5 protein-coding genes are annotated in these 8479 nt (G+C 72.7%); 2 read left to right on the top strand and 3 right to left on the bottom strand.

Annotated features, from left to right (window positions below; translation table 11 throughout):
• Nucleotides 1–28 precede the first annotated feature (28 nt).
• Entirely contained in the window at nt 29–2377 is a 2349-nt protein-coding gene (locus tag VT52_RS34405) for a glycoside hydrolase family 31 protein (protein WP_079175471.1), read from the bottom strand.
• A gap of 212 nt (nt 2378–2589) precedes the next feature.
• On the opposite strand from VT52_RS34405, the gene VT52_RS34400 reads away from it, so the two are divergent.
• Nucleotides 2590–4557, top strand: a complete 1968-nt coding sequence (locus VT52_RS34400; RefSeq protein ID WP_046428886.1) for an acetoacetate--CoA ligase — start codon at nt 2590–2592, stop codon at nt 4555–4557.
• A 169-nt stretch (nt 4558–4726) separates the two neighbouring features.
• Complete coding sequence (locus VT52_RS34395; protein WP_046428884.1) at nt 4727–5620, top strand: hypothetical protein; 894 nt, start codon at nt 4727–4729, stop codon at nt 5618–5620.
• 153 nt (nt 5621–5773) lie between these two features.
• Here the strand turns inward: VT52_RS34395 and ptsP are convergent, their stop codons facing one another.
• Entirely contained in the window at nt 5774–7444 is a 1671-nt protein-coding gene (ptsP, locus tag VT52_RS34390; RefSeq protein ID WP_046428882.1) for a phosphoenolpyruvate--protein phosphotransferase, read from the bottom strand.
• 80 nt (nt 7445–7524) lie between these two features.
• Complete coding sequence (locus VT52_RS34385; RefSeq protein WP_046428878.1) at nt 7525–7974, bottom strand: PTS sugar transporter subunit IIA; 450 nt, start codon at nt 7972–7974, stop codon at nt 7525–7527.
• Nucleotides 7975–8479: the final 505 nt, after the last annotated feature.

Here is an 8479-nt window from a genome sequence, read left to right as displayed (position 1 = left end):
CACCTCCACCTCCACGGACCGCCCCGCCCTACCCCGTCCCCCGCACCCGCACCGGCGGCGCCGGCTCGCTCGTCCCGTCCTCGCCCTCCCGCGTGACCACCACCCGTGCGCCCTGGCGGCGGGCCACGTAGCGCTCTATCCCCGGTACGTCCCAGCCGTCGCCCGCGTCCCGCACCACCAGCCCGCCGCCGGTTCGGCCGGGGGCCGGGGCCCAGGTCTCCAGTTCGAGGCCGTCGTCGCCGCGGACGGGCAGCACCGCGCCCGCTCGGGCGAACACCGGTATCCGGGACAGCGGCGCGTCCACCAGGACCTGCCCGGGACCCTCGTACGCCTGTTCCGTCGCCGTGTCGTACCAGCGCCCGCGCGGCAGCCGCACCACGCGCCGCTCCGCTCCCGCGTCCAGGACCGGCGCCACCAGCAGACTGTCACCCAGGAGGAACGCGTCCTCGCAGTCGCGCAGGGCCCGGTCCTCCGGCGCGTTCCACCACACCGGCCGTGCATAGGGCGCGCCGGTGCGCCGGGCCAGATGGGAGAGCGTCACGAAGTACGGCAGCAGCCGCCGGCGTTCGAGCAGCGCCGCCCGCGCGTGCTCCAGCACCCGGGGTCCGAACTCCCACGGCTCACGGCGCCCGGCGCGCAGGCTCGCATGGGTGCGGAACAACGGCAGATACGCACCGAGCTGGAACCACCGCAGGTACAGCTCCGGCGAGGGACTGCCGTCGAAGCCCCCCACGTCGGGGCCCGAGTACGGCACCCCGCACAGACCGAGCCCCAGGACCAGCGACAGCGACGCGCGGAGCCCCGGCCAGCCCGTCGCCACATCGCCCGACCATGTGCCGCCGTACCGCTGCATCCCCGCCCAGCCCGATCGCGTGAACAGGAACGGCCGCTCCTGGGGAGCCAGTTCGCGCAGTCCCTCGTAACCCGCCCGCGCCATGCACAGCCCGTACACGTTGTGCGCCTCACGATGGTCCCCGCCGCGCCCCTCCAGCGCGTGCCGGGCGGAGCGCGGCAGCGTCGGCTCGCCGAAGGCGTGGAAGGACACCGGCTCGTTCATGTCGTGCCAGAAGCCGGCGAACCCCTGCTCCAGCCGCTCCTCGTACAGCCCGCCCCACCAATCCCGCACCCGCGGGTGCGTGAAGTCCGGGTACACGGACTCACCGGCCCACACCACCCCCCGCACCGGCCGGCCCGAGGCGTCCCGCACGAACGCGTCCACCGCCGTACCGCCGTCGTACACCGCGTCGCCCGGCGCGGCCTTCACCGCCGGATCGACGATCGAGACCAGCCGGATCCCGTCCCGGCGCAGCTCCTCCGCGAGCACCGGCAGCTTCGGGAACCGTTCCCGGTCGACGGTGAAGACCCGGTGGTCGTCGTAGTGGTCGATGTCCAGATGGACGGCGTCCAGGGGCAGCCCGCGCTCCTGGTAGCCCGCGACGATCCGGCGCACCTCCTCCTCGCTGCCGAACCCCCATCGGGCGTGCTGATGACCGAGCGCCCAGGCGGGCGGCAGCGCGGGTGCCCCCGTCAGCGAGGCCCAGGTGAGCAGCACCCGTGCCGGCGGGCCCACCATCACCCAGCAGCGCAGCGGCCCGCCGTCCATCCGCAGCTCGCAGCGCCCCGCCCGGTCGTGCCCGGACCCCGCGCCCTCCTCGCCCTCGCGCAGCACCACCGTGCCGTCCCACGTGGTGTCGTAGAACATCAGATGCGTCCCCGCGTCCGCCACCACCAGCTGCACCGGCATGGTCAGATACAGCGGATCGTCACCCGGCCCGAACGAACCACCGGGGTCGGTGTTCCACAGCCGGTACGACCCGTCGCGCAGCCGCGGCCCGGACGCGCGTCCGCCGAGCCCGAAGAACCGGGCGTCCGCCGCCACCTCGGAGCGCTGCATCCAGCGCGCGGTGCCCCCGCCGACCGGCTCCCACCAGCGCGGCGGCAGCTCCCGGCGCAGCACCACACCACCCGGTGTGCGCACCTCCACCGCGCCGTGCCGCGAGACGACGACCGTCACCCGTTCGGCCACCACCCGCCAGCCGCCGTCCTTGTCCGGCTCCAGGACCGCCCGCGGATCCGGCTCGGGACCGCTCCCCGCCAGCGCGTACGACGGCTGCGGCGCCACCCCGTCCCAGCCCCAGAACACCGCGCCGTTCACCGTGACCGTGATCCGAAGATCCGACCGGCTGAACCGGATCACCCCACCGCCGGGCCCCGGCTCCGCGCTCTCCACCCGCCCCGGCACCCGCGCCCGCTCCGCCCCTCGCCGGGGCAGCCCCACGGCGTCGATCCGCCGTCTGCGCCACGCCGCCCGCACCCCCCGAGCAGCCCGCCCCGAACCGATCACACGCACCGAACGCACCAGGTCACGACCGTCCATGCTGCTCACCCTGCCACCGAGCGCCCCGCGCGCGTGTGCCGTTCAATTTCCGTTCACCTCTGCCGAACCCGCCGTCTTGCCGGACGGATGATATGAAGCTCACTCTGGTGCGGAAGTCGATCACATGGCATCGTCCCTGTCAGCCGCGTCACGCGCACTTCCCGCCGTGCGCGCACCGACGCAGACGACGCGTACAGTCCGGGAGCCGCCTCATGTCGACCGCGAACCCCCAGCCGCTCTGGCAGCCCGATCCCGGGCGGATCGCCCAGGCGCGCATCACCGCGTTCCAGGCGTGGGCCGCCGCCCACCACGGGGCCCCGGCCGACGGCGGCTACGCCGCGCTGCACCGCTGGTCCGTCGACCACCTGGACGCCTTCTGGAAGGCCGTCACCGAGTGGTTCGACGTCCGCTTCTCCACCCCGTACACCCAGGTGCTCGGCGACCGCGCGATGCCCGGCGCCCAGTGGTTCCCCGGCGCCACCCTCAACTACGCCGAACACGCCCTGCGCGCGGCCGAGGACCGCCCCGACCGGCCCGCGCTGCTGTACGTGGACGAGACCCACGAGCCCCGGCCCGTCACCTGGGCCGAACTGCGCGGCCAGGTCGGCTCGCTCGCCGCCGAACTGCGCGCCCTCGGTGTGCGCCCCGGCGACCGCGTCAGCGGCTACCTGCCCAACATCCCGCAGGCCGTCGTCGCCCTCCTCGCCACCGCCGCCGTCGGCGCCGTGTGGACGTCCTGCGCCCCCGACTTCGGCGCCCGCAGCGTCCTCGACCGCTTCCAGCAGGTCGAACCCGTCGTCCTGTTCACCGTCGACGGCTACCGCTACGGCGGCAAGGAGCACGACCGCCGCGAGACCGTCGCCGAACTGCGCCGCGAACTGCCCACCCTGCGGGCCGTCGTGCACATCCCGCTCCTCGGCACCGAGGCGCCCGAGGGCGCCCTCGAATGGTCCGCCGTGACGTCCGGCGACACCGCGCCCGTCTTCGAACAGGTGCCCTTCGACCACCCGCTGTGGGTGCTCTACTCCTCCGGCACGACCGGCCTGCCCAAGGCCATCGTCCAGTCCCAGGGCGGCATCCTGGTCGAACACCTCAAGCAGCTGGGCCTGCACTGCGACCTCGGCCCCGAGGACCGCTTCTTCTGGTACACCTCGACCGGCTGGATGATGTGGAACTTCCTCGTCTCCGGCCTGCTCACGGGTACGACGATCGTCCTGTACGACGGCAGCCCCGGGTACCCCGACACCGGTGCCCAGTGGAAGGTCGCCGAACGCACCGGAGCCACCCTCTACGGCACCTCCGCCGCCTACGTCATGGCCTGCCGCAAGGCCGGCGTCCACCCGTCCCGCGACCACGACGTCTCCCGCGTCAAGTGCGTCGCCACCACCGGCTCCCCGCTGCCGCCCGACGGCTTCCGCTGGCTGCACGACGAGGTCGGCGAGGACCTGTGGATCGCCTCCGTCAGCGGCGGCACCGACGTCTGCTCCTGCTTCGCGGGCGGCGTGCCCACCCTGCCCGTCCACACCGGCGAACTCCAGGCCGCCGCCCTCGGCACCGACCTCCAGGCCTGGGACCCCGCGGGCAAGCCCCTCGTGGACGAGGTGGGCGAACTCGTCGTCACCCAGCCCATGCCGTCCATGCCGATCCGCTTCTGGAACGACCCCGACGGCAGCCGGTACCACGACAGCTACTTCGACACCTACCCCGGCGTCTGGCGCCACGGCGACTGGATCACCCTCACCGGGCGCGGCACCGTGATCATTCACGGCCGCTCCGACTCCACCCTCAACCGGCAGGGAGTCCGCATGGGCTCCGCCGACATCTACGAGGTGGTCGAGCGTCTGCCCGAGATCAAGGAATCCCTGGTCATCGGCATCGAACAGCCCGACGGCGGCTACTGGATGCCGCTGTTCGTGCACCTCGCCCCCGGTGCCGACCTGGACGACGCGCTCCTCGACAAGGTCAAGCGGGCCATCCGCGAACAGCTCTCGCCGCGCCACATCCCCGACGAGATCATCGAGGTGCCCGGCGTCCCGCACACCCTGACCGGCAAGCGCATCGAGGTCCCGGTCAAGCGCCTCCTCCAGGGCACCCCGCTGGAGAAGGCGGTCAACCCCGGCTCCATCGACGACCTCACGCTGCTCGCCTTCTACGAGGAGCTGGCCCGCAAGCGCGGCTGACCCCTTCCGCGCGTGCGGACGGCCCCGGACCCACCGACGAGTACGACGGTGGGCCCGGGGCCGCCCGATTTCAGGGAAAGTCGCAGGCCAGAGCACTCGAAGCCGGCATTGTCAGTGCCGGTGGCTACGGTGAGTGAGCATTGATCGACCGCGCACACATGGGGGAAACATGGCGCACACCGACCACCGGACCATGCGCAGCGTCCTGCGCCGCGAGATCGCCGGCACCATCGGCCTGCTCGCCGACGAACACGACTTCCGCGCCATGCGGCGCTACCGCAGCTTCACCTTCGACGACCACCCGACCTACCTCCGCCAGGTCGAGGACGTCCTCGAGAGCCGCGCCGCGTACGGCGGTCACACCACCCTCGCCCTGTTCGACCCCGAGGACTACGCCGCCTACTGCGCCGAGACCGGCCTGGACCCCGACCTGCCCGCCACCCGGACCCGCTTCACCGCGGAGGTCGCCGCCACCGGACCCACCGTCCCGTACGACGGCGGCCCGCTCGCCGCGCTCGTCCCCACCCTCGTGGACGCGGCCGTGCGCAGGGCCACCTGGGAGTACGCCACCACGCTGCTCACCCGCCTCGGCCCCTGCCCCACCTGCGGCGAGGACATCGGCCGGGCCGCCTTCACCCGCGCCTCCGACCTCGTGGTCCGCATCCTCGACACCGCGCCGCCCGGCGACCGGCATCTCGTGTGCACCGTCTCGGGAGCACCGGAGACCCTCGTCTCCGTCCTGCACGGCGACGAGGACGCGCACGGCGCCACCCGTCTGGACGAGGCGGAGGCCCTGGAGTTCACCAGCGTCCTCGCCCTGGGCCTCGCCACCCGCAGTCCCGGCGGACTCGTCCTGCGCACCAGCGCCCCCGGCACCGCCGACCGTGTCCACGGCTGGCGGCTGCGCGCCGGCAACCTCGAACCGCTCACCGCGGCCGAGGTGTTCGACGCGTACTGCACCGACGCCGAGTCCGGGGACCTCATCGCCCCGGAACCCGGCGTCGACTACTGCGCACCACCGGACCTGGGGGAGGAGAGCACCGCACCGGACCACCGCCACTGACCGGACACACCGGCAGGACGACCGCGGACCGCCCTCGAGGAGGCGCAGAAGGACACGTCCGGGTCAGTCTGGGGCGCGTCAGGAGCGCGGCAGGGGCGCCCCACCCGAAGGCGGGACGCCCCTGAACGACCACGGCCACCGGCCGCCCGGCGGCTACTCGCCGGACAGCACGCCCTGAGCCGCGCTCCGCGCCTCCTCGGCACTGTCCGCCGCCCGCGCCGCCGCGGCGGCCCGCTCGCACTGCGCCAGCGTGAACTTCGCCAGCGTCGCCCGGACATAGGGCAGCGACGCCGCACCCATGGACAGGGAGGTGACACCCAGACCGGTCAGCACACAGGCCAGCAGCGGATCGGACGCCGCCTCACCGCACACCCCGCAGCTCTTGCCCTCGGCACGGGCCGCCTCCGCGGACAGCGCGACCAGGTCCAGCAGGGCCGGCTGCCACGGGTCCTGCAACCGCGACACCGCGCCCACCTGCCGGTCCGCGGCGAACGTGTACTGGGCGAGGTCATTGGTGCCCAGCGACAGGAACTCGACCTCCTGGAGGATCGACCGCGCCCGCAGCGCCGCCGACGGGATCTCCACCATGGCCCCGAACTTCGCCCGCAGGCCGGCCGCCCGGCAGGCGTCCGCGAACGCCCGCGCGTCCGCGCGGTCCGCCACCATGGGGGCCATCACCTCGAGGTAGACGGGCAGCCCTTCGGCGGCCTTCGCCAGCGCGGTCAGCTGGGTGCGCAGGACGTCCGGATGGTCCAGCAGCGTCCGCAGCCCCCGCACGCCCAGCGCCGGGTTCGGCTCGTCCGCCGGGGTCAGGAAGGCCAGCGGCTTGTCCGCGCCCGCGTCCAGCACCCGTACGACCACCCGGCCCTCGGGGAACGCCTCCAGCACCTGCCGGTAGGCCGCGATCTGCTTCTCCTCGGAAGGCGCGTTCTCACTGTCGTCCAGGAACAGGAACTCGGTACGGAACAGACCGACACCCTCGGCCCCGGCCGCCACCGCGGCCGGCACGTCGGCGGGACCGCCCACATTGGCCAGCAACGGCACCTTGTGACCGTCCGCCGTCGCACCAGGACCGGTCGAGGCGGCCAGCGCGGCCCGGCGCTCGGCGGCCGCCGCCGTCAGCTGCTCCTTGCGCTCCTCGCTCGGGTCCACGAACACCTCACCGGTGCTGCCGTCCACCGCGACCACCGTGCCCTCGCCCAGCTCGACCGCGCCCGGCAACGCCACCACGGCAGGTACTCCGAGGGCCCGCGCCAGGATCGCGCTGTGACTGGTGGGACCGCCCTCCTCGGTCACGAAGCCGAGCACCAGAGAGGGGTCGAGCAGCGCCGTGTCGGCGGGCGCCAGGTCCCGTGCCACCAGTACATAGGGGTGGTCGCTGTCCGGGACGCCCGGCATGGGCACGCCCAGCAGCCGGGCGACGATGCGGTTCCGCACGTCGTCGAGGTCGGCCACCCGGCCGGCCAGGTACTCACCCGCTCCGGCCAGCAGCTCCCGGTACGCCGCGAACGCGTCGTACACGGCGCGCTCGGCCGTGCTCCCGACGGCGATCCGCCGGTCCACGTCCGCCATCAGCTCGGGGTCCTGGGCCATCATGGCCTGTGCCTCCAGCACCGCCTGGGCCTCGCCGCCGGCCAGGTTGCCGCGTGCCATGAGGTCGGCGGCCACGGCGTCGACGGCCTGGCGGGCGCGGCCCTGCTCGCGTCCCGCCTCCTGCGCCGGGATCTGCCTGGCCGGCGGCTCCAGCACCGCCGTGCCCATGTGCCGGACCTCGCCGATCGCCACGCCATGGCTCACGCCGACGCCTCGCAGCGTTGTCTCCATCTCACCCGTCTCCGGATAGTGCGGCGGGCCCCGCCGCCGCGGTGGTCGTCCTGTACGCCGTCCTCATGACGGCCCTCGTGTCAGTTCCAGGAGAAGAGGTCGGCGCCGGCCGTCACGTCACCGCTCTCGCGGACGGCGGAGAGGGCGTCGGCGGTGGCCTCCAGCGCGACGACGGGGCAGACCGGGGACTTGCCGGCCGCCTCGACCGCCGCGGGGTCCCAGCGCACGATGGCCTGACCGCGGGTCACCGTGTCCCCCTTGTTCACGAGCACCTCGAAGCCCTCGCCGTTGAGCTGCACGGTGTCGATGCCGAGGTGGGTGAGCACGCCGTGCCCGCCGCCGTCGACCACGACGAAGGCGTGCGGGTGCAGGGAGACGATCACGCCGTCCACGGGCGACACGGCCTCGGCGGGCTCACGCACCGGATCGATCGCGGTGCCGGGGCCGACCATCGCCCCGGAGAAGACGGGGTCCGGCACAGCGGCCAGTCCGATGGCGCGTCCGGCGAGAGGGGACGTCACGGTGGTCATGGGAGCCTCCCAGAAGTGGAGCTGCTCGCGGGCCTGAGCAGCAGGGTATGTCATGTGAAGCGGCGGTTCCGGATGAAAGCTAGCAGCTAGTGGTCTAGACCACCAACCCAGCGGATTTGCATGCCGTTCCGGGCCCCCTGTACAGTCGTACTCCTGCTCGGGACGGAGTGACGCGAAAACGTCCTCGTTCGAACAGAAAACAAACTCGTCGGATCCTGACTCTGGATCCCCTTCTGCATGTTCGCAGAACGGTGGTCAGAGAGACAGAAAAAGCCTGATAGAGTTTGAAACACCGAAGGGAAGCCCGGAGGAAAGCCCGAGAGGGTGAGTACGAAGGAAGCGACCGTTCCTTGAGAACTCAACAGCGTGCCAAAAGTCAACGCCAGATATGTTGATACCCCGTCTCCGGTCGTCATGACCGGGACGTGGTTCCTTTGAAATAAACACAGCGAGGACGCTGTGAACGGTCGGACTATTCCTCCGACTGTTCCGCTCTTCGGATGTG

It is taken from the genome of Streptomyces malaysiense (assembly GCF_000980885.2).
GTDB classification, from domain to species: Bacteria; Actinomycetota; Actinomycetes; order Streptomycetales; family Streptomycetaceae; genus Streptomyces; species Streptomyces malaysiense.
The sequence above is the reverse complement of the archived record's forward strand: the minus strand, read 5'-3'. Positions and strand labels throughout refer to the sequence as shown.